This is a genomic window from Acinetobacter sp. BZX-2 (genome assembly GCF_055179795.1).
In genome coordinates this window covers 3,676,071-3,695,642 of record NZ_CM143686.1, presented here as the reverse complement: position 1 = coordinate 3,695,642, position 19,572 = coordinate 3,676,071, and the positions used below count along the sequence as shown (strand labels likewise).

The window sequence follows — 19,572 nt, the reverse complement described above, 5'->3', positions numbered from 1 at the left end:
GCGGCAATATCTTTTTACAGCAATGTATTGATCAATTGAAGACACTTCAGAATGCATATTTTTATTAAAAATGATTCATAGGATACAATATGAGAGTTTTGGTTACTGGTGGTGCAGGCTTTATTGGTTCTGCCGTTGTAAGACATATCATTAATAATACGAATAATAGTGTACTTAATGTAGATAAACTGACATATGCTGGTAATTTAGAGTCATTAAAAGAAATAGATCAAAACCCAAGATACCAGTTCTCTCAAACAGATATTTGTGATCGACAAGCCTTAGATAAGCTCTTTGTAGATTTTAAACCAGACTTGATCATGCATTTGGCTGCAGAGTCACACGTGGATCGTTCGATTACAGGTTCTGCTGCATTTGTTGAAACGAATATTATAGGAACTTATCAACTGCTTGAGGCAGCACGCCATTATTGGAATGATTTATCTGAAGACAAGAAACAAGCTTTCCGTTTTCATCATATTTCAACCGATGAAGTTTATGGTGACTTGGAAGGCACAACTGATTTATTCACTGAAACAACATCTTATGCTCCAAGCTCACCTTATTCAGCAAGCAAAGCGAGTTCAGATCATCTAGTTCGTGCATGGCAAAGAACTTATGGTTTACCAACGATTGTGACCAATTGTTCAAATAACTATGGGCCGTACCATTTCCCTGAAAAGTTGATTCCTTTAGTGATTTTGAATGCACTTGATGGAAAGCCTTTACCTATTTACGGCAAAGGTGATCAAATTCGAGACTGGTTATTCGTAGAAGATCACGCACGTGCTTTATATAAAGTAGTCACTGAAGGTATGGTCGGTGAGACATACAATATAGGTGGCCATAATGAAAAACAAAATATTGAAGTTGTTAAAACCATTTGTAAAATTTTAGATGAGTTAAGACCTCAAGATAAGCAACAATCTTATGAAACCTTAATTACTTTTGTCAAAGATCGTCCTGGACATGATCTACGTTATGCAATAGACGCGAGCAAAATTAAACAAGATTTGGGCTGGATGCCTCAAGAAAGTTTTGAGACAGGCATTCGCAAGACTGTTGAGTGGTATTTAAATAACCAAGAATGGGTAGCGAATATTCAAAGTGGTGAATACCAAAATTGGATCCAACAACAATACCAAGCTAAAAAAGCCTAATTTTGAGTAAATCGATGAAAATTCTTTTATTAGGTAAAAATGGTCAAGTGGGTTGGGAATTGCAACGTGCTTTACAACCACTAGGTTCAATAATTAGCCTTGATCGCTCTATAGGTGTTAATGGTCTGTGTGGAGATATCACAAACTTTGATGCAATATCTAATGCGATTGAGCAAACTCAACCTAATGTTATCGTTAACGCTACAGCCTATACAGCAGTAGATAAGGCTGAAAGTGAAATCGAGCAAGCGGATTTGATCAATCATTTGGCTGTTAAACACCTTGCAGAAATTTGCGAACAGAAAAATATTTTGTTCATTCACTATTCTACAGACTATGTTTTTGATGGGACAGGTAGTGCTGCCTGGTCAGAAGAAGATGTATGTAATCCTGTGAATTTATATGGGAAATCGAAATATGATGGTGAAATTGCCTTAGAGCAAAGCGGGTGTAAGTTCTTTAATTTTAGAACCAGTTGGGTTTATGGTTTGCATGGCAATAACTTTATAAAAACCATGCTAAAACTGGCAACGATTAAAGAAGAGTTGGGAATTATTAATGATCAAATTGGTGCTCCGACAGGAGCGTCATTAATTGCGGATGTAACGGCACAAGTCATTCGTTTTTGGGATTTGAATACAGTTTCTAAAGAAAATTTATATGGGCATTACCATCTTGCAGCAGCTGGAGAGTGCTCATGGTATGATTACGCACAATTTATTTTTTCTCAGGCAAGTAGTCATGGGAAGGATTTTGTTTTGAATAAGGTTAGCCCAATAGAAACATCTGCTTACCCAACTCCAGCAAAAAGACCATTAAATTCACGGTTAAATACATTAAAGTTACAACAAAATTTTAAGTTGCATCTCCCGAATTGGGAACTTGGTGTGGCACAAGTCATTAAGGAACTTCGTCAATGAGTCAGAAAAAAAGAAAAGGTATAATTTTAGCGGGTGGTTCTGGCACACGTCTATATCCAATTACGATGGGAACATCAAAACAACTGCTTCCAATTTATGACAAGCCGATGATTTATTATCCTTTGTCAGTTTTAATGCTTGCGGGGATTAATGAAATTCTCATTATTTCTACACCTGAAGATTTACCAAACTTTGAAAAACTCTTAGGTACCGGTGAAGACTTAGGCTTAAAATTATCTTATAAAATACAACCGTCACCAGATGGTTTGGCTCAAGCTTTTATTTTGGGTGAAGATTTTGTTGGTGAAGATAATGCTTGTTTGATTTTGGGAGATAATATCTTTTATGGTCAGCACTTTAGTGAGCAACTAAAACGTGCCTCAGACAAAGAAACTGGCGCGACTGTATTTGGTTATTATGTAAATGATCCTGAGCGTTTTGGCGTGGTTGATTTTGATACAACAGGTAAAGCACTAAGTATCGAAGAAAAGCCAGAACAGCCTAAATCAAATTATGCAGTCACAGGACTTTATTTCTATGATAATAAGGTTGTTGATATTGCAAAAAATATTAAACCATCACACCGAGGTGAGCTAGAAATCACAGATGTTAATAATGTGTATTTACAACAAGAAGAGCTTAATGTTGAGTTGCTTGGTCGAGGCTTCGCTTGGCTAGATACAGGTACGCATGACTCATTGCTTGAGGCAAGTCAATTTGTGCAGACTGTTGAACATCGTCAAGGGTTGAAAATTGCGTGTTTAGAAGAAATCGCATTTAATAATGGGTGGATTGATGCTAATCAGCTATTAAATCGTGCAAATTTCTTTAAGAAAACAGGTTATGGTCAATATTTATTAAAATTACATGCTGAATATCAAAAAAACTAAAGTTTGATGATGTTAGGTCAATTTTATAAATAAACTAATGTAAATGCAGTATTGCTTTGTGTAGAGAATAAAGAATGAATGTTATTGAAACGAAGATAAAAGGTCTTTTGATACTTGAGCCAAAAGTCTTTGGTGATGATCGTGGCTGGTTTATGGAAAGTTTTAATCAAAAAGCTTTTGAGCAAGCGTTAAAAGAACGCGGTTTAGATATACCGCAATTTGTTCAAGACAATCATTCTTATTCGCAAAAAGGTGTTCTGCGTGGATTGCATTATCAGTCAGCCCCATATGCTCAAGGGAAGTTGGTTAGAGTTGTACAAGGGCGAGCTTGGGATGTGGCTGTTGATATTCGCCCTGAATCTATAACCTATGGCGAATGGGTTGGTGTAGAGTTGTCAGGTGAGAACCATAAACAGTTTTGGATTCCTGAGGGTTTTGCTCATGGGTTTGTTGCGTTGGAAGATAATACCCAATTTTTGTATAAAGCAACAAATTATTATAATAAAGCAAGCGAACACGCAATTATCTGGAATGATGAGGACTTAGCTATAGATTGGCAAGTGAACGGTTTAATGGAAATATTAGTGAGTGGAAAAGATCAAGAGGCAAATCAGTTTTCCAATATCTAAATTTTTGGAAACTTTTGATCAATGAATTGTGATTGATGAAACAGTACGGAAAATATTACTGTCATTCAAATGGCTATAAAATAGACTTATGATTGAAATCAATTACTAAAAATAGATTTCAATATTTTATATAAGTAATGAAGTAAATAATTGAGGATAAAATGGAAACTAAACACGCTCAAGAGCTATCTGATATGTTTAAAGGAAAAACTCTTTTGATTACAGGTGGTACGGGTTCATTTGGTAACGCTATGATTAAAGGTTTCTTAAATTCACAGCTTAAAGAAATTCGAATCTTTAGTCGTGATGAAAAAAAACAAGAAGATATGCGAATTGAGTATAAAAATGAAAAACTTGATTTTATTCTTGGAGATGTCCGAAATTTTAATGATATAAATCAAGCAATGGTGGGGGTAGATTTTGTTTTTCATGCTGCAGCTTTAAAGCAGGTGCCATCTTGTGAGTTTTATCCAATGCAAGCGGTGCAAACAAATATTTTAGGTGCAGAAAATGTACTCGAAGCTGCAGCTAGAAATAATGTACAGCGTGTTGTTGTTTTGAGTACAGATAAAGCGGTTTATCCAATTAATACTATGGGTATGTCAAAAGCTTTAATGGAAAAGTTGGCTGTTTCAAAAGCAAGAGATACAAGAGTAAAAAAAATAGAGGCAATTTATACCGCAACACGTTATGGTAATGTGATGTGCTCACGTGGCTCGATAATTCCACTGTTCATTAAACAAATTAAAGAAGGTTTACCTTTAACTATTACAAACCCCAATATGACTCGTTTTATGATGTCACTACAGGATTCTGTAGAACTGGTTATGTTTGCTTTCAGTCAGGGTAATCCAGGTGATATTTTGGTACAAAAATCACCAGGTGCAACCATTGAGGTTTTAGCTCAGGCACTTAAAGAGCTTTTTAATGCAGATAATGAGATTAAAATTATTGGTGAGCGTCATGGAGAGAAGCTGTTTGAAACTCTTTGTTCTAAAGAAGAAATGGCGAAAGCTGATGATTTAGGAGATTTTTACCGAATTCCTGCTGATTTTAGAGATCTAAATTATAGTAAGTATGTACAAGAAAATGCACCTGCTTTACTTGATGATGAATATAATTCACATAATACTCATAGATTGAATGTTAAAGAGCTAAAAGAATTATTATTAACTTTAGATTATGTTCAAGATGAATTGAAATCAGGTGGTATAGATGTGGACGTAGCATAAATGAAGAAAATATTAATTTTAGGCGCATCTGGCATGGCGGGTCATGTGGTGTACACTTACCTAAAAGAAAATAGCGCCCATCAGACTATTGGTACAACTAATAGTAAAAGTTTTGGCGATGATACAATTCAGCTAGATATTTTTAATGTTGAAAAACTTGAATCAATTCTGAAACAATATCGTCCTGATGTCGTGATTAATTGTGTTGGTATGCTGATTAAAGGATCTAAACAGTATCCAGATAAAACAATTTATTGCAACGCCTACTTTCCGCATTTACTTAAGAGACTTATCAACGAAAATGGCGGAGAGTTGATACATATATCTACGGACTGTGTGTTTTCTGGTAAAGATGGTGGATATAAGGAGAATTCTTTCAAAGATGCAACTGATGTGTATGGGATGTCTAAGTCATTGGGTGAAATCAATGATGACACTAATTTAACAATACGAACTTCAATTATTGGTCCAGAATTGAAGGAAGATGGTGAGGGGTTGTTTCATTGGTTTATGAATCAAGAAGAGTCTGTAACGGGTTTTAGAAGTAATTATTGGTCTGGTGTGACAACATTAGAGTTAGCTAAATTCTTAAAATGGGCTTTGGATAATAAGTTTTCGGGACTTTATCACTTAACTAATAGTCAAGCTATCTCAAAATTCGACTTATTGAATATTTTTAAAAATGTATATTCTAGGAGTGTTGAAATTAATAATCATAAAGATTATGTGTGTAATAAATCATTTTTAAATACAAACAAATCAGTGGATTATAATGTGGTAGGGTATTCTCAAATGCTAGATGAACAGAAAGTTTTTATGTTAGCGCATAAAGACTTTTACAAACATTATGACCTATGAGAAATTCTAATTTAGGAAGATTAATCTCTAATTATGTGACACGTATTTGGGGGTTATTTTCTGTTTTTTTATTTATTCCAATCTATATAAAATACTTGGGAATTGAATTCTATGCTGTAATAGGATTTTATGCCTTGTTGCTTGGTATTGTGAGCTTTGCAGATGCAGGAATGTCATCAGCTGTAACTAAGGAGTTTTCTAAGCAATCACCAATAAATGAAAAATATAGTGTATTGAAAATTATTGAGAAAAATTACATATTAGTTTGTATAATAATTAGTTTGTTTGTTTTGTTTTTCTCAGATTTTATTGCTAGATATTGGCTCAAGTCAGATGGAATAAATATAATTGATTTATCTCTTTATGTAAAATTAATTGGAATTGGTATTTCATTACAACTTCTTTCATCGTTATACTTTGGAGGTTTATTCGGTGTAAATAAGCAATTTGAAGCAAATGCTATTCAGTTTTTTTGGAGTTTCTCGAAGTCAGCTTTAGTGGTGCTTTTGTTAATATTTGTTAAGCCTAGTTTAACTCTTTTTTTGGTTTGGCAAATATTTTGTAATTTAGTTTATGTATTGGTGCTTAGAGCTTATCTTATAAAATCTATAATATTTGAAGCGAAAGGTCTAGTTTTAAGTTTAATCATGAATAAACTTCCTAAGGATATTGTCCAATATATAGGAGGTATGACTGTAATTGCTGTTATAGCTGCGGTAAATAGCCAAATCGATAAAATTATGGCATCAACATACCTTAGCCTGAAGGTCTTCGGATATTATTCCCTTGCGTCGAATTTAGCTCAAATACCTGTAGTAATGGCCTCACCTTTAGCTATGTCAGTATTTCCATTATTTTCAAGATTTAGTTCTATAAGTTGCGATGATAAAGTAGATATAGTTTATAAGAAATCATCTTTTGTAATGCATCTAGTATTGATTCCAGTATTTCTTTGTTTTTACATATATGCACCCGAATTAATTGTATTGTGGGTAGGAAATGCAATTGATGTCACTTGGTTTGATAAAATTGTTTACGTGATGCGATTGTTGTTAATTGGGTCATTTTTTTTAGGTCTGCAATTTTTACCCTATTATCTCCTGCTTTCTAAGGGCAAAACATCGTATACAATTTATCAGGGTTTAGCGCAAATATTGATAGGTGTTCCTTTATTATTCTTATTTTCAAAAAAATTCGGTATAGTTGGATTGGGTTGGGTTTGGATTATTATTAACTTTGGAGCATTGTTGTTTCTAAATGTTATTGTTTTTAAAAAATATCTAAAAGGCTTATCATTTCTAGATTATATACTAAAAACATTTTTTTCTGTGTTGTTAATAAGTGGTTTAGTTTTCTCTTTTGCTACTTTTATTAATCAATATACTAACATTTATTTTTTAATTGTGCTGATTTTATCCGCAGTAATATCGGTTGGCTTAACGTTAGTACTGCATAATCGACTAAATCGTAGATCAATATTCAATATACATGGCGTTGTGGATTTTGCAAATGAATAAATTATTGTCAGTAATTGTGCCTACTAGAAATAGGCAAATTTATTGTATAGATGCGGTAAAAACAATATTACAAGATCTTGATGATAGGTGTGAATTGATCATTCAAGATAATTCCTCTGATGATCGCCTAAAAAAACAGTTGGAAAAGTTAGCTGATGATAGGATTATATATAACTATAATGCACGACCGCTGTCATTCATAGATAACTTTGAAGAGGCTCTTGATCTAAGTAATGGTGACTTTTTCATAGTTTTGGGAGATGATGACTCAACAACTAAAGATACGATAAGGGTCGTTGAATGGATGCAAAAAAATAATATTGATTCAGTAGCATCTACTAAAGTAGTTGACTATATTTGGCCAAATTCTACTATTGAAAAGTATAAAAATGGGTTGTTGACTTTCTACAGCTATAATAAAGATATTCAACAGGTGGATACCTTAGAGCAACTTAAAAAACTGATAAAAAATGGTTTTTTATCGTACCAAATGTATAATTTGCCTAGAACTTATCATGGAATTATACGAAAAAACTGTATGGATGAGGTCAAGAGTATTTCTGGTAGATATTTCGGTGGATTGACTCCTGATATATATTCCACAATTGCTCTATCATGTGTTGTTAAAAAACACTATGTGGTTGATTATCCATTTTCTATTGCTGGTGCATGTCCTGCCAGTGCGACAGTTAATGCGAGTGTAGGTGGTCATTCTGGAAAGCTTGAAGAAGCCCCTCATTTTAAAAACAGAGGTTCATATCATTGGGAAAATACTGTACCAGCTTATTACAGTGTTGAAACTATTTGGGCAGAATCAGCGATAAAAGCTCTTAAAAGTTTAGATAGAGTTGATTTGCTATCGGGATTTGATATGTACAAACTCTACGTTTACGGTATTCTGCTTAATAGAAACTATATCTTAGGCTTATCTATAAATGAAACATTGAAGCTACATTCAAAACTAGATACGAATTTACTAGCACATGTTTTCAAACTTGGCATAAAATTAGTTAGTGTAGTGGTTTCTGTCTTGAGAAAGAGAATAATAGGCGGTCAGCAGTTTAATGAGGCTGTGCAGATTGATGGTATCTATAGTTTAGATGAAGCTAAGCAAATTTTACATGAGAATTTGAAAAGCGTTGTATGGAAATGAAAGTTTTAATTAAGTTTTTGTTAACTCCAGTTTATTACTACTTTTGGAGTGTTTACATTAGGATTAAGGGTTCTATTTATAGAACAAAGATAACTAACGGTTATGATATTCCTATTATAATAAATAATCGGAATAGATTGACTTTTTTACAAAAGTTAATTGGATCATTAGAAGATAAAGGTTATAGAAATATTTTTATTATTGATAACAATTCTGACTATCAACCATTATTAAATTACTATGAAAATTGCCCATATAAAATCTTTAGACTCAATAAAAATGTGGGTTATCTTGCTTTATGGCAAACTGATATATATAAAAAATTTATAAAAGATTTTTATGTATATACTGACTCTGATGTTGTGCCAACAGAGGAATGCCCAGATGATTTTCTTAATCAATTTCTTCAAGTGATGAAATCTGACAAAGGTTTAATGAAAATAGGGTTGAGTTTGAATATAGATGATCTACCAGATTGTTTTTCGATGAAACATCAAGTTATAGATTGGGAGTTCCAATATTGGCAAAAAGAGTCAGATGATCATAAATTTTATATTGCAAACGTTGATACGACATTTGCTTTGTATCGTCCATTCATGAAAGGTGGGGCGAGTCGTTTAAAAATGTACCGTTCAAAAAAGCCTTTCTCTGCATACCATATGCCTTGGTATAATGATTCGGCAAATTTGTCAGAAGAAGAAAAGTTTTATATTGAAAATGCAAAGACAAGTACACATTGGACTACAAAATAGATGAATACTTATTTATTTATCTTTCTACTATTGCTGTTTTTTGCATTCTTAGAAATTTCAAATGTTTCTGGCCGGAAACTTAAAATATTGCATGCTGTAATGGCATTTGTGTTTGTATTTGTAGCAGGACTTCGATATGAGACGGGAGTAGACTGGTTAGCTTATCAAAATTACTTTGATGAAGTCATTCCATTAAATGAAGCTTTTAATTTTAATTCATTTGGTGATGTCTTTTTGACATTAGATATTGGTTATAGCCTTTTAAACTCAATAATTAAAATGTTTGGAGGAAATATTCAGGTCGTTTTCTTCATAGTTTCTACAGTTTCCACGTTTCTTTTGATAAAAAATCTAAAATATTATTCTAATCACGTTTTGACAAGTTTGCTGGTTTATTATCCTTTTTTCTTTTTTGTATTTGATATGAGTGGTCTTAGACAGGGACTGGCTATACAGATTGTTTTATTTTCAGTTAAGTACATTACAGAAAGAAAATTCTATAAATTTTTATTTTATATAGTATTAGCAACAAGTATTCATTGGACGGCAATTTTTTTATTGCCATTATATATATTTGCAAATAAAAGAGTTTCTGTCGGATATACAGTATTTCTTGTCTTGGTCTCTATTGTTGTATTTACATTTAAAATAAAGTGGATGGGGGCGATCTTGGGAGACCTCGTTGGGCAACTAAATGCTTTTACAATGCTATCAGATAAAGTGACAGCGTATACTACAAATGAGGTGTTTTCCCAAGAAAGAGGTTGGGATATATTTTCTATATATAATTTTTTACGGATCACGTTAATTATTTTTGTTTTGCATGCTTTTAAAGATAAAATATCAGAATCTATTCCAAGTTTTACTATACTTTATAATTTTATACTTTTTGAACTAATCTGTATGTTTTGTTTATTTGAGTTTTTTGAAATTTCAGAAAGACTTAGGTTTTATTTTACTATTGCGGAGGTTGTTTTATTATCAAATATTATATTTATTTTAAGAAATCACATTATGAGAATTTTTGCCTTAATGTTTTTAGCAATAGGTATTTTTCTAAATGCATATCCTTTTTTATTACAATTTCCTAGCACAGTTGCGTATCACCCGTATCAAAATTATCTTTTATATACGATATTTGATTTAAAGAGTGATGGTTACTCTAGGTTGCAGGAGCACAAAATATCTCATGAGTAGTATTAAGATCTCAGTTTGTATGGCGACCTATAATGGTGAAAAGTATATTATTGAGCAGTTAACTTCTATTTTATCACAATTATCGTCAACTGATGAGGTTGTAATATCTGACGATCATTCTACAGATGAAACTTTATCATTAATTAAATCATTAAATGATCCAAGAGTTAAAGTAATAACTAATGATTTAGGTCAAGGATATACTAGAAATTTTGAAAATGCTATTAATTACTCTTCTGGTGATTATATTTTTCTTTCTGATCAAGATGATGTTTGGGTGGAAAATAAAGTTGAATCAATGATGAAATATTTGCTGAATTTTGATTTGGTTGTTTCTAATGCAATCATTTCAGATTCTCATCTTAAGCCAACTTTAGGTTCTCATTTTAAAGTGCATAATACTAAAGCTGGTTTTCTAAATAATTGGCTGAAGACAAGGTACATTGGTGCATGTATGGCATTTAGACGAGAAATTTTTTCTAAACTACTACCTTTCCCTACCCAATCAAAATTGTGTGCCCATGATTATTGGATCGCAAATGTTGGTGAGTTTTTTTTTAAAGTAAAACTTCTCGAAACTCCCCTTATTAAATATAGACGTCATGGAAATAATGCTTCAACTGGTGGAGAGAAAAGTACAAATACTTTATTCCATAAGCTAGTTGTTCGATTGTATACATTATTGCAGCTAATTAAGAGAATGTAATATGAAAATATTGTATCAATATGGATATCTGGGGCTAATTAAGCTTGCAATTAATGTAATAAAAACGAAACTTTTTTTCCCAAATGTTAGATTAGTTCGTTTTCCAATTGATGTTAGAAACATGAAAAATATTGATTTTGGTGAAAATCTTACTACAGGGGTTGGATGTAGAATCGAATGTTTTCCAAATAGAAGAACGAGTGAAAAATTATTAAAATTTGGGAAAAATGTGCAACTCAATGATTATGTGCATATCACAGCAGCTAATTCTGTAGAAATTGGCAATAATGTGCTCATGGCAAGTAAAATTTATATATCTGATTGTACGCATGGAAGTTATATTGGAGATACTAATGATAGTGATCCAATGACTTTACCCGTTGAAAGACCTTTATCTGTAAAATCGGTTAAAATTGATGATAATGTTTGGCTGGGTGAATTTGTATCTGTATTGCCTGGTGTAACAATCGGAAAGGGAACAATTGTTGGTGCAAATTCTGTGGTATCTAAAAGTTTACCTCCTTATGTGATTGCGGTTGGGTCACCAGCAAAGCCTATTAAATGTTATAATTTTGAAACTCAGAAATGGGAAAAATATGTTAATTAAAAATGTACTAATTACTGGCGGCGCTGGTTTTATCGGATCTAACTTGGCTTTGAAGCTTATTGAAAAAGGCTACCAAGTTACTGTGTTGGATAATTTGTCTCCACAAATTCATGGTGACAATCCAACGGAGACATCTCCTTTATTTTTAAGTATTAAAGATAAAGTTAGATTTATTCAAGGTACAGTTACAAGTAAAGAAGATTGGGAAAAAGCGTTAAAAGGGCAAGATGCTATCGTTCACTATGCAGCAGAGACTGGTACTGGGCAGTCTATGTATGAAGTTGAAAAATATGTAGATGTCAATATTAATGGTACCGCTTTGATGTTAAATCTACTTGTGAATGGTGATTATGCTATTAAAAAAGTCATAGTTGCCTCTTCGCGTTCAATTTATGGTGAAGGTAAATATATTAGCAAAGAGCTTGGAGCGGTATATCCTATACAGAGAACGGCTGAATACATGGACAATCGAGATTTTGAAGTTAAATATCCAGGATCATCAGCGTTAACATTAGTTGGAACAGATGAAGAGTCAAAAATACATCCTTCATCTGTTTACGGCATAACAAAGCAAAATCAAGAACAAATGGTTTTAACAGTATGTCCTACCATCGGGATAGCTGGAGTAGCATTTCGCTATCAGAATGTTTATGGGCCAGGCCAATCTCTGAAGAATCCATATACAGGTATCTTATCTATTTTTTCTACTCAAATCAAAAATGGTAATAATATAAATATTTTTGAGGATGGTTTGGAAAGTCGAGACTTTGTTTATATTGATGACGTTGTTGATGCTACTATTCTAGGTTTAGAAAAAGATGAAGCAAACAATCAGGTTTTTAACGTTGGAACAGGTATAGCAACGAATGTACTGACAGTTGCTAATGAATTGGTTAAAAATTATGGTATTGATGTTTCTATCAAAGTTTCAGGTAATTACCGTTTAGGCGATATTCGTCATAATTTTGCAGATTTAAGCAAAATTAACAAGTTTCTTGGTTTTGAACCTAAAGTTTCATTTCAAGAAGGACTGAAGGTGTTTGCTGATTGGGTAAATACCCAAGAAATCCAAGAAGATAAGTATCAAAAATCTATTGATGAGATGAAAGCAAAAGGGCTGTATAAATAAAATGAAAAACCTAGAGCATCTAAAAGGGAAAAAAATATTATTTTTTTGTGTACAATCGTTTAACTTGGAAAAAGATATAGTTAAACAGTTGGAGAAGCATGGTGCTCTAGTTACCTATTTTGATGAAAGACCAGCAAATAATAATTTCACAAAAGGCATGATTCGTATTAATAGGAATTTTCTGCAAAAACGAATCAATAAATATTATAAAAAAATTTTAAAACTGATAAAAAATGAAGAGTTTGATTTTTTATTGGTTAATCGTGGGGAAGTTGTACCTAAATTTTTTCTAGAAAAATTTATAAAGTCGCAGCCGAAATGTCAACGCATATTTTATACTTGGGATAGTTTTGGGAATCACAGTCATGGACTATCAATTTTAGAGTATTTTCATAAGAAGTTTACGTTTGATCAAAAAGATGCCCATAAGTATGGGTTAGGCTTCAGACCTCTATATTTTACTGATCGATACCGTGAAATTTATAAAAGTAAAACGGCTAAAATTATTGATTTGTTGTTTCTAGGCACGGCTCATTCTGATCGATATCTTATTAGCAATCAAATTGCAGGATGGTGCCAGGAAAATAAACTTACAACTTTTAATTATTACTTCATGCAAGGAAGACTAGTCTATTTCTATAAAAAATATTTTGATCAGAGTTTCAAAATGTTTGACTTTAAGAAATTAAGTTTTAAAAGTTTAACAGCTGAAGAAATTGTACAATATTATGATAAGTGTAATGTCGTTTTAGATATTAGTCATCCAGGTCAATCTGGTCTAACAATGCGTACTTTTGAAACGATTGGTGCTGGGAAAAAATTAATTACAACAAATATAAACATTAAAGATTATCCTTTTTATAATCCACAAAATATTTTTGTGTTTGATCGGAGTGAAATCAAATTAGACAAACATTTTTTTCTTAATGAGTATGAGTCTCTTAGTAAAGAATTGTATGAAAAATGTTCTATTGATGGTTGGATAGAAGATGTTTTTTTTGGTGAGGAGCATAATTCTTGGAATATGAATAATCTACGGTAACTTTTTTGGCCATAAATTTTTTTTAATTTGCTAAAGATATACGCTGCATCATTATTTACTTAGGCAAAAAGCTGAATTTTAATAGTAATTGTTTTAAGGAAATTGATTTTTGTCGTATATATAGTTAAGGATTAACAAGAAAATTGTGCTATTTTATACTATATTGAAATGAATTATTGATTATCGTGTGGTGACGTGATTTGTGTAAAATTAGTTTGGATTTAGGTTTTTAATAAAAATTATTGTAAATTATGGGTTTAGAAGAGACAAATGAAAAGACTGTTTGATATTATTATTGCATCAATTGCATTGTTTTTACTCTCTCCAATTTTCATATTAGTTGCTTACAAAGTGCGTAAGAACCTAGGCTCCCCAATTTTTTTCTATCAAGAGCGACCAGGAATAGACTGTAAATATTTTAAAATGATGAAATTTCGTTCAATGAAAAGTGCATTCGATGAAAACGGAATCCCATTACCAGATGATCAGCGAATTACTCCTTTTGGGCAAAAATTACGTTCAACTAGTTTAGATGAAATGCCACAACTGATTAATGTTCTCAAAGGTGATATGAGTGTGGTTGGTCCTCGTCCCCAACTTCCTGAATTTGTAGAGCATTATACGCCTCATCAAATGCGTCGGCATGAAGTTAAACCAGGTATGACTGGACTAGCTCAAGTGAGTGGTCGTAATAACTTATCTTGGGAAGAGAAGTTTGATTTAGATGTGGAATATGTTGAAAAACAATCGATCCTGTTTGATTTCAAAATTATGTTTAAAACAGTTGAAGTGATGTTGAAAAAAGAAGGCATAGATTCTCCAGATCAAGCTGTTGGTGCAAGTCGTTTTTCAGGTTCAGAAACGACAGATACCGAGTCTACAAATCGTTAATATAGTGTTATTGAAGTAAATTATGATCAAAAAAGCCATTCTCCCTGTTGCTGGTTTAGGTACCCGTTTTTTACCTGCGAGTAAATCTATTCCTAAAGAAATGGTTATCGTTGTTGATCGTCCAGCGATTGAGTACGTGATTAAAGAAGCGGTTGCTGCAGGGATTGAAGAAATTATTTTAGTTACACATCCTTCTAAAGCATCGATAGAAAACTATTTTGATCGTAACTTTGAGTTGGAAACAACACTAGAGAATAAGAAAAAAATTGAGTTACTCAAAGAAATTACAGAAATTCTACCCAAACATGTGAGTGTGATTAGTGTACGTCAACCCCAGCCTTTAGGTTTAGGACATGCTGTTCTATGTGCTAAAGCGGTTGTTGGTGATGAAGATTTCGCTGTACTTTTACCTGACGTATTGGTGAAAGAGAATCACGCAGAAAATGATTTAGCGCGAATGATTCAGCGTTTTGATGTGTCTAAAGTAGCACAAATTATGGTCGAGGCTGTACCTGATCATCTTGTGGATCAATATGGTATTGTTGATGTTGCTCATTCACCTGAGGAAGGTGAAAGTATTGTGATGCAAGGTATTGTTGAAAAACCAACTGTAGATAAAGCACCTTCCAATTTATCAGTGGTTGGGCGTTATATTCTTCCTGCCAAAATCATGCAGTTGTTAGAACAAACGCCTAAAGGCGCAGGTAATGAGATTCAATTGACCGACGCAATTGCAGCACTACAAAAATTAGAAAATGTTGAAGCGTATCGTATGAAAGGACAAACCTTTGATTGCGGTAGTAAAATAGGGTATTTAAAAGCAGTTTTACATTATGGTGTGGAACACCCTAAATTAGGTGAAGAATTCAAACAACTCATTAAAGAGTTGAATCTATAAAGTATTGGATCAGATATGAATATTTGTGTTTTTGGCACAACCCTCCAAGCTGGTGTAATTGCTGGCTTGTTTGCTGAATATGGACATCAAGTATTTTGGTGTCCTCAAATTGCGACTGAAAACCAAGCTTCAGTACATTACCAAGATGAAAATTTAAATCAGCTCATTCATAAACAAATCAAGAATCACTCTTTGAAACTGGTCAATGTAAAAGAAATTAATTTACAAAGTGATGTGTTTGTTTTTAGTTTTAATCCATCAGAATTTGATCAAGCCATTGCCTTGGCGGAAGAATTAAAAGGTCAACCGATTATTCATCCTAAACTGATGATTAATGGCTCAACTTTTGGTCTGGAAGGGACTGAAAAGCTCAAGCAAATTTTAGTCACTGATCACTGGGCCTATTTACCTGATACCATTCAAGAAGGGAATGCAATCCAAAGCTTTATGGATTTAAAACAGATTCTTGTAGGTGTTGACAAAGAAGAAACCCAAAAAGAAATTCAAGAGTTACTACGTCCATTTTTTCAATTAAAACAACAATATCTGTTTATGCCATTTTTAGATGCTGAATTTACCAAATTAAGTATTTCAGGTATGTTGGCAACGCGAATTAGCTATATGAATGATATGGCCCAAGTTGCTGAAAAGTTAAATATTGATATCCAAAATGTGAAGCAGGGGTTAGCTGCGGATAGTCGTATCGGTGCAACCTATCTTTCACCAGGAGTAGGTTTTGGTGGGGAGAATTTCTCTCATGATATTCTAACACTTACGGGTACTGTGGCTGGTTCAGGCGTTAAAAGCCAACTGCTCGATCAAGTGTGGAATATTAACGAACAACAAAAAGAAATTTTGTTTAGAAAATTCTGGAATTACTACCAAGGGCAACTAACGGGTAAAGTCGTTGCGATTTGGGGGGCTTCTTTTAAAGAAAACACCTCGAGTGTTGATAACTCTCCGATTCATACCATGCTTGCAGCGCTTTGGGCTCAAGGAGTTACGGTAAAGTTGCATGACCCACAAGCTTTAGAGCGAATTTCAGATATTTATGGTGATCGCTCAGATTTAATTTTATGCGATGATCCATACCAAGCAACAGAGCATGCACATGCTTTATGTATATTGACGGCTTGGAAGCAATATTGGAGCCCAGATTACTCACAACTTTTACAGAAAATGGCACATCCTTTGATTCTCGATGGTCGTAATATTTTGGATCCTGATTTTGTCAAAGCACAAGGTTTTGCTTATCAAGGGGTTGGTCGAGTATGATAAATTCTATGTTAGATATTGATCAAAATGAGCAAAATTTAAAACAATTGCAAAACCAAGCTGTGGCACAACAGCAAGTACGTTTAACGGATTTATTTGAACAGGATGCACAGCGTTTTGAAAATTTTTCAGTGCCTTTTAATCAATTAAGTTTTGATTATAGTAAGCATCGGATAAACCAAGAAACCCGTGCTGATTTATTTAAATTTGCTGATTCAAAATCGTTAAAAGAATGGATCAAACGATTATTTACTGAAGAATCAATTAACTATACCGAAGGCCGTGCGGCAATGCATTGGGCTTTGCGTTTACCGAAAGATGATCAAGAGTATCCTGAATTAGCTGAACAGGTCCATCAACAATTAGATCGAATGTATCAACTTGTTGAAAAAATACATGCAGGACAATGTCGTGGTGCTACAGGTGAAGTCATTCAGGATGTGGTCAATATTGGTGTTGGTGGTTCTGATCTTGGGCCATTAATGGTGAGTCATGCTTTATCCGATTATAAAGTAAGCACTGCTAAACCCTTAAAAGTTCATTTTGTTTCAACGATGGACGGTAGTCAGCTTTCTGATTTACTACACCAACTTCGTCCTGAAACCACTTTATTTATTATTTCTTCAAAGTCATTTGGTACGATTGATACGCTTTCAAATGCTCAAACTGTGCGTCAATGGTTAGAAAAAGCTTTAGGTACACAACAGAGTGTTGTTCAACATCATTTTATTGGGGTATCGACCAAACCTGAAAAAATGACTGAGTGGGGTATTGCGAAGGACAATCAGTTCTTATTATGGGACTGGGTTGGTGGGCGATATTCACTTTGGTCGTGTATTGGTCTGCCGATTGCTTTACAGATTGGTGTTGAGGGATTTAAGCAACTGTTGGCTGGTGCTTATGCAATTGATCAACATTTTCAAAAAGCACCATTTGAACAGAATATTCCGGTATTGATGGGGCTGCTGGGTGTTTGGAATAATAATTTTCTAAATATTCAAACACATGCAGTATTGCCTTATGATGGACGCTTAAAATATTTTGCTTCTTATTTACAACAGCTTGAAATGGAATCGAATGGTAAATCGATCCAACGCAATAATGAGAAAGTGGATTTAAATACTTGCCCAATCGTGTGGGGCGAGGTTGGTCCAAATGCACAACATGCATTTTATCAGTTGCTTCATCAAGGGACGCATGCAGTAAGTTGTGACTTTATTGCACCTGTACAACGTTATAATGCCAATCAATTTACTTATGCAGAAAGTGCTGAAGCATTGATTGAACAGCATCATTTGGCATTATCCAATTGTTTGGCACAATCACGATTATTGGCTTTTGGTAATAAAGCATTAAATGCGGATGAATTGTCACAATTACCACGATATAAACAGTATGAGGGTAATCAACCGAGTTCGACTTTGCTATTGCAAGAGTTGAGCCCTTATAGTTTAGGTATGCTGATTGCGCTTTATGAACATAAGGTATTTGTGCAATCCGTAATTTGGAATATTAATCCATTTGATCAATGGGGTGTTGAAAAAGGCAAAGAAATTGCCAATCAATTGCTTCCGATCCTGAGTGGTAAAGAAAAAGATCTTTCTCAACTTGATGGTTCTACACAAGGTTTAATTAAGATATTGCTTGGTAAAGCATAAAGATACTGAAAAATTATGGCGAGTATTTTAGTGACTGGTGGTGCGGGCTATATCGGTTCGCATACTTGTGTTGAGTTGCTTGAAGCTGGGCATGAGGTAGTTGTTTTAGACAATCTCTCAAATAGTTCGGAAGAGTCGTTAAAACGTGTGCAAGAATTGACTGGCAAGGCTCTTAAATTTATTCAAGGTGATATTCGAAATCAAAATGATTTAGATCAAACTTTTTCCTCATATCAAATTGATGCGGTGATCCATTTTGCGGGCTTAAAAGCAGTTGGTGAAAGCCAGCAAATACCACTAACTTATTTTGATAATAATATTGCAGGATCAATACAGTTGGTTCAAGCAATGGAGCGTGCCAATGTCTTTAATTTGGTGTTTAGCTCTTCAGCGATAGTTTATGATGAGAAAAATATTGCTCCTTTGGATGAAACGATGTCGACAATGCCATCCAGTAACTATGGTTATACTAAGCTGATTATTGAGCAGTTATTAGAAAAATTGTCGATTTCAGACCAGCGTTGGTCGATTGCCTTATTGCGTTATTTCAATCCAGTCGGCGCACATAAAAGTGGTCGTATTGGAGAGGACCCTCAAGGTATTCCAACTAATTTAATGCCTTATGTGACGCAAGTTGCGATTGGTCATCGTGAAAAACTTTCGATTTATGGTAATGATTACGATACGGTTGATGGTACTGGTATTCGTGATTATATCCATGTCGTTGATTTGGCAAATGCACATTTATGTGCTTTAAATAATCGTTTGGCAGCTAAAGGCTGTAGAGCTTGGAATGTAGGTACAGGTAACGGTTCGTCTGTTCTTGAAGTCAAGAATACTTTTGAGCAAGTGAATGGTGTTGCTGTCGCTTATGAGATTGCACCACGTCGCTCAGGTGATGTGGCAACTTCGTTTGCAAATAATGCTCGAGCGATGAGTGAACTGGGTTGGGCACCAAAATATAAACTAGAGGATATGCTAGCGGACAGTTGGAATTGGCAAAAACAAAATCCAACAGGCTATAAAGCATAGTTTTCTACAATATTCTCTTCCATAAA

At 33.7% G+C, this 19,572-nt stretch carries 19 protein-coding genes; all 19 read left to right on the top strand.

The features are described from left to right. Nucleotides 1-89: 89 nt before the first annotated feature. The gene (gene rfbB / locus ACY45D_RS17310; protein WP_463107812.1) at nucleotides 90-1,160 is read left to right on the top strand and encodes a dTDP-glucose 4,6-dehydratase; all 1,071 of its coding nucleotides are present in this window, start codon (nucleotides 90-92) and stop codon (nucleotides 1,158-1,160) included. A gap of 14 nt (nucleotides 1,161-1,174) precedes the next feature. After that, nucleotides 1,175-2,080, top strand: coding sequence for a dTDP-4-dehydrorhamnose reductase (gene rfbD / locus ACY45D_RS17305; protein WP_463107811.1), 906 nt, complete (start codon nucleotides 1,175-1,177; stop codon nucleotides 2,078-2,080). Continuing rightward, complete coding sequence (gene rfbA / locus ACY45D_RS17300; RefSeq protein ID WP_463107810.1) at nucleotides 2,077-2,970, top strand: glucose-1-phosphate thymidylyltransferase RfbA; 894 nt, start codon at nucleotides 2,077-2,079, stop codon at nucleotides 2,968-2,970. Before rfbD ends, rfbA begins: the two co-directional genes overlap by 4 nt. A gap of 74 nt (nucleotides 2,971-3,044) precedes the next feature. Beyond that, a complete protein-coding gene (gene rfbC / locus ACY45D_RS17295; protein ID WP_463107809.1) occupies nucleotides 3,045-3,599 on the top strand; it encodes a dTDP-4-dehydrorhamnose 3,5-epimerase in 555 nt (184 codons plus the stop codon). Between the two features lie 194 nt (nucleotides 3,600-3,793). Next, the gene (locus ACY45D_RS17290; protein WP_463109509.1) at nucleotides 3,794-4,831 is read left to right on the top strand and encodes a polysaccharide biosynthesis protein; all 1,038 of its coding nucleotides are present in this window, start codon (nucleotides 3,794-3,796) and stop codon (nucleotides 4,829-4,831) included. After that, nucleotides 4,832-5,689 (top strand): dTDP-4-dehydrorhamnose reductase family protein, encoded by an 858-nt coding sequence (locus ACY45D_RS17285; RefSeq protein WP_463107808.1) that lies wholly within the window; start codon nucleotides 4,832-4,834, stop codon nucleotides 5,687-5,689. Then, nucleotides 5,686-7,206 (top strand): oligosaccharide flippase family protein, encoded by a 1,521-nt coding sequence (locus ACY45D_RS17280; RefSeq protein WP_463107807.1) that lies wholly within the window; start codon nucleotides 5,686-5,688, stop codon nucleotides 7,204-7,206. Before ACY45D_RS17285 ends, ACY45D_RS17280 begins: the two co-directional genes overlap by 4 nt. After that, nucleotides 7,199-8,359 carry a glycosyltransferase gene (locus ACY45D_RS17275; RefSeq protein ID WP_463107806.1) on the top strand — a complete coding sequence of 387 codons (1,161 nt, stop codon included), beginning with the start codon at nucleotides 7,199-7,201 and terminating at the stop codon, nucleotides 8,357-8,359. The genes ACY45D_RS17280 and ACY45D_RS17275 overlap by 8 nt, the downstream gene beginning before the upstream one ends. Then, nucleotides 8,350-9,111 (top strand): glycosyltransferase family 2 protein, encoded by a 762-nt coding sequence (locus ACY45D_RS17270; RefSeq protein ID WP_463107805.1) that lies wholly within the window; start codon nucleotides 8,350-8,352, stop codon nucleotides 9,109-9,111. Before ACY45D_RS17275 ends, ACY45D_RS17270 begins: the two co-directional genes overlap by 10 nt. Beyond that, a complete protein-coding gene (locus tag ACY45D_RS17265; protein WP_463107804.1) occupies nucleotides 9,112-10,308 on the top strand; it encodes an EpsG family protein in 1,197 nt (398 codons plus the stop codon). 19 nt (nucleotides 10,309-10,327) lie between these two features. Then, nucleotides 10,328-11,014 (top strand): glycosyltransferase family 2 protein, encoded by a 687-nt coding sequence (locus ACY45D_RS17260; protein WP_463107803.1) that lies wholly within the window; start codon nucleotides 10,328-10,330, stop codon nucleotides 11,012-11,014. Nucleotide 11,015: 1 nt separating this feature from the next. Beyond that, nucleotides 11,016-11,621, top strand: a complete 606-nt coding sequence (locus tag ACY45D_RS17255) for an LbetaH domain-containing protein (RefSeq protein ID WP_463107802.1) — start codon at nucleotides 11,016-11,018, stop codon at nucleotides 11,619-11,621. Continuing rightward, complete coding sequence (locus tag ACY45D_RS17250) at nucleotides 11,611-12,750, top strand: NAD-dependent epimerase/dehydratase family protein (protein WP_463107801.1); 1,140 nt, start codon at nucleotides 11,611-11,613, stop codon at nucleotides 12,748-12,750. The genes ACY45D_RS17255 and ACY45D_RS17250 overlap by 11 nt, the downstream gene beginning before the upstream one ends. 1 nt (nucleotide 12,751) lies before the next feature. Further along, complete coding sequence (locus ACY45D_RS17245) at nucleotides 12,752-13,792, top strand: CgeB family protein (protein WP_463107800.1); 1,041 nt, start codon at nucleotides 12,752-12,754, stop codon at nucleotides 13,790-13,792. Between the two features lie 270 nt (nucleotides 13,793-14,062). After that, nucleotides 14,063-14,683 carry a sugar transferase gene (locus ACY45D_RS17240; RefSeq protein WP_463107799.1) on the top strand — a complete coding sequence of 207 codons (621 nt, stop codon included), beginning with the start codon at nucleotides 14,063-14,065 and terminating at the stop codon, nucleotides 14,681-14,683. A 22-nt stretch (nucleotides 14,684-14,705) separates the two neighbouring features. Beyond that, on the top strand, nucleotides 14,706-15,581 hold the full coding sequence (gene galU / locus ACY45D_RS17235) for a UTP--glucose-1-phosphate uridylyltransferase GalU (protein WP_463107798.1): 876 nt from the start codon (nucleotides 14,706-14,708) through the stop codon (nucleotides 15,579-15,581). Nucleotides 15,582-15,596: 15 nt separating this feature from the next. Next, on the top strand, nucleotides 15,597-16,856 hold the full coding sequence (locus ACY45D_RS17230) for a nucleotide sugar dehydrogenase (protein ID WP_463107797.1): 1,260 nt from the start codon (nucleotides 15,597-15,599) through the stop codon (nucleotides 16,854-16,856). Further along, entirely contained in the window at nucleotides 16,853-18,514 is a 1,662-nt protein-coding gene (pgi, locus tag ACY45D_RS17225; protein WP_463107796.1) for a glucose-6-phosphate isomerase, read from the top strand. The genes ACY45D_RS17230 and pgi overlap by 4 nt, the downstream gene beginning before the upstream one ends. Before the next feature lie 15 nt (nucleotides 18,515-18,529). Beyond that, nucleotides 18,530-19,546: a UDP-glucose 4-epimerase GalE gene (galE, locus tag ACY45D_RS17220; protein WP_463107795.1), complete on the top strand. Its 1,017-nt coding sequence runs from the start codon at nucleotides 18,530-18,532 to the stop codon at nucleotides 19,544-19,546. Nucleotides 19,547-19,572 lie beyond the last annotated feature (26 nt).

Bases quoted from the DNA above. Each gene is read 5' to 3' on its own strand.
- ACY45D_RS17270 (WP_463107805.1), top strand. From the start codon at position 8,350: ATGGAAATGAAAGTTTTAATTAAGTTTTTGTTAACTCCAGTTTATTAC.
- ACY45D_RS17255 (WP_463107802.1), top strand. From the start codon at position 11,016: ATGAAAATATTGTATCAATATGGATATCTGGGGCTAATTAAGCTTGCA.
- ACY45D_RS17265 (WP_463107804.1), top strand. From the start codon at position 9,112: ATGAATACTTATTTATTTATCTTTCTACTATTGCTGTTTTTTGCATTC.
- ACY45D_RS17275 (WP_463107806.1), top strand. From the start codon at position 7,199: ATGAATAAATTATTGTCAGTAATTGTGCCTACTAGAAATAGGCAAATT.
- pgi (WP_463107796.1), top strand. From the start codon at position 16,853: ATGATAAATTCTATGTTAGATATTGATCAAAATGAGCAAAATTTAAAA.
- ACY45D_RS17260 (WP_463107803.1), top strand. From the start codon at position 10,328: ATGGCGACCTATAATGGTGAAAAGTATATTATTGAGCAGTTAACTTCT.
- ACY45D_RS17285 (WP_463107808.1), top strand. From the start codon at position 4,832: ATGAAGAAAATATTAATTTTAGGCGCATCTGGCATGGCGGGTCATGTG.
- ACY45D_RS17290 (WP_463109509.1), top strand. From the start codon at position 3,794: ATGTTTAAAGGAAAAACTCTTTTGATTACAGGTGGTACGGGTTCATTT.
- ACY45D_RS17250 (WP_463107801.1), top strand. From the start codon at position 11,611: ATGTTAATTAAAAATGTACTAATTACTGGCGGCGCTGGTTTTATCGGA.
- galU (WP_463107798.1), top strand. From the start codon at position 14,706: ATGATCAAAAAAGCCATTCTCCCTGTTGCTGGTTTAGGTACCCGTTTT.
- ACY45D_RS17240 (WP_463107799.1), top strand. From the start codon at position 14,063: ATGAAAAGACTGTTTGATATTATTATTGCATCAATTGCATTGTTTTTA.
- rfbA (WP_463107810.1), top strand. From the start codon at position 2,077: ATGAGTCAGAAAAAAAGAAAAGGTATAATTTTAGCGGGTGGTTCTGGC.
- rfbB (WP_463107812.1), top strand. From the start codon at position 90: ATGAGAGTTTTGGTTACTGGTGGTGCAGGCTTTATTGGTTCTGCCGTT.
- ACY45D_RS17230 (WP_463107797.1), top strand. From the start codon at position 15,597: ATGAATATTTGTGTTTTTGGCACAACCCTCCAAGCTGGTGTAATTGCT.
- ACY45D_RS17280 (WP_463107807.1), top strand. From the start codon at position 5,686: ATGAGAAATTCTAATTTAGGAAGATTAATCTCTAATTATGTGACACGT.
- rfbC (WP_463107809.1), top strand. From the start codon at position 3,045: ATGAATGTTATTGAAACGAAGATAAAAGGTCTTTTGATACTTGAGCCA.
- ACY45D_RS17245 (WP_463107800.1), top strand. From the start codon at position 12,752: ATGAAAAACCTAGAGCATCTAAAAGGGAAAAAAATATTATTTTTTTGT.
- galE (WP_463107795.1), top strand. From the start codon at position 18,530: ATGGCGAGTATTTTAGTGACTGGTGGTGCGGGCTATATCGGTTCGCAT.
- rfbD (WP_463107811.1), top strand. From the start codon at position 1,175: ATGAAAATTCTTTTATTAGGTAAAAATGGTCAAGTGGGTTGGGAATTG.